Source organism: Bradyrhizobium algeriense (assembly GCF_003062295.1).
GTDB classification, from domain to species: Bacteria; Pseudomonadota; Alphaproteobacteria; order Rhizobiales; family Xanthobacteraceae; genus Bradyrhizobium; species Bradyrhizobium algeriense.
Genome location: NZ_PYCN01000127.1, coordinates 1 through 1,772, shown reverse-complemented (window position 1 = coordinate 1,772; position 1,772 = coordinate 1). Strand labels below are relative to the sequence as shown.

The following is a 1,772-nucleotide window of genomic DNA, read 5'->3' as shown; positions in this document are numbered from 1 at the left end:
AATCCGCCCTTGGGAGTCAGCCGCGAAGCGGCAGCAATAAGGTCGCAGACCTCCTGCTCTGAATAGATGTGCGGCGCGAGGCGGCGGTGTGAACGACCAAAGATCGCGGTCTGGGGAAACTCGGTGTCGGGATCGAGCCGCGTCAGATACCTCGCGAACGGGCGAAGGACCTCGAGGCGCCGAGCCCAGGAGAACGGGCTGGCCTGTTTGGCCTGCCCCCGTACCCAGTTCAGGACGATACCGTTGGTGAGTGGGCCCCGATGACCGTGTTGGTCGGCGAACAGGGCGAAGGCGGTGATGTAATGGCCCTCCATCCTGAGCTTGAAACCGAGGGCGCGGCGCTCGGACAAATAGTCCTTAGCCAGCGAGAGCATCGTACGCGCGCCGGTCATTGCGCGCTCCCTGGCCAGGGCAAAGCCACGGCGGCAAGGTTGGTCAGATCGACCTTTGCATAGATGGCGGACGTGTCGAGGCTTCGATGCCGCAAGATGTCTGCAATCTCTTTCATCTGCGCGCCGGCGCGCAGAAGTCGACTGGCCGCGCTGTGGCGGAGAATATGGACACCGGTTCGCGTCCATCCACATATTCGGTAGCCGGCCAGCACTGCGCGTTTGACGCTCGTGGTCGTGATCGGTTCATCGTAGGGTGCGACGTGGCGAACAAATATGGCTCGGTTCGACGTCGCGGGCCGCTCTTCGCGCAGATAAGCTGCAATCGCCGCTCCCGTTGCGGCCGGCAGGGGCAGAGCATCAGCCCGTCGGCTCTTGGTGCCGACAAGGTTGATCGTGCCATCGGCCCAGTTGATGTCGTCAAGCTGCAACTTGACGACTTCGCCGGATCGCAGGCCGAGATCGATCAGGCACCGCACCATCGCATAAGCTCGCAGGCGCGACGGGAACGACTGATCAAACGAACTCAGCAGTTCGTCGATCTCGGTGTCGGTCAGCACCTCTGGCAATGAGGCCAACCGCCAGCGTGCGACTCGGGGAATTGCGGCCTTCAGTTCGTTCACCCGGTCGCCGGATATGCTGCGAAAGCGGAGATAACAGGCAATGGCGACGCCGATTGCGGCGACGGCGGCGGGGCCTCGCCCCTGTTCACCAAGGATGAAGCGGCGGATGGATGTGGCCTTGACTGTCGTCATGGAGATGGGCCGCTCGCCGAAATGCTCGACAAGAAACTCCCCGACCACTCTGCAACGCCGCCGACGGGTGCTCTCCGCCAAACCCCAGACGTCGCGCATATGGGTATCGAAGCGCGTCAACTCCCGTTCCATAGCGGAATTGCGGGCCGGATACTGCAGCGGCACGCCGCCGGCTTCGAGTACCTCCAGAAGATGGCCCAGCGCCGCTTGCAACTCATGGCGAAAGCGGCGGACCGGGTCGGGGCAGGTACACGCCGGCAGGTGTTCCGAGAGAAAACGCACAACGGCGCCCTGGCCGATCGCTGCCAAGTCGTGCCGCTCCTGAGTCAGCCAATGGGCGAAGTGCGCGACGCAGCGCAGATAGGCGCACTGAGTGTTCGGCGCATATCGCCTTCGCTGCAAGTGTTCCCCGTATTGCGAAAGGGCTGAAGAATACTCCCCTCCAGCCAAGCACGAGGCTGTATGACGATCGTTTTTTGCATGCTGATCTCCTATCGAGCTGATTAGGCTCGATAGGAAAGACCGAAATTATGCGCAGTTCGCCAGCCGGAAGTCGTCCGAGAATCCCATGGATATCGGCTCCTGTTCCTGCGAGCTGCGCATAATCACGGGGTGTGCATAATCCCGC

1 protein-coding gene and 1 pseudogene are annotated in these 1,772 nt (G+C 62.1%); both read right to left on the bottom strand.

Features of this window, described 5'->3' with window-relative positions; genetic code table 11:
* Positions 1-392 (bottom strand): annotated as a pseudogene (locus C7G61_RS42615) (hypothetical protein); the annotation flags it as partial.
* Positions 389-1,594 carry a tyrosine-type recombinase/integrase gene (locus C7G61_RS42610; protein WP_274542321.1) on the bottom strand — a complete coding sequence of 402 codons (1,206 nt, stop codon included), beginning with the start codon at positions 1,592-1,594 and terminating at the stop codon, positions 389-391. The gene C7G61_RS42610 and the pseudogene C7G61_RS42615, both read right to left, overlap by 4 nt.
* Positions 1,595-1,772: the final 178 nt, after the last annotated feature.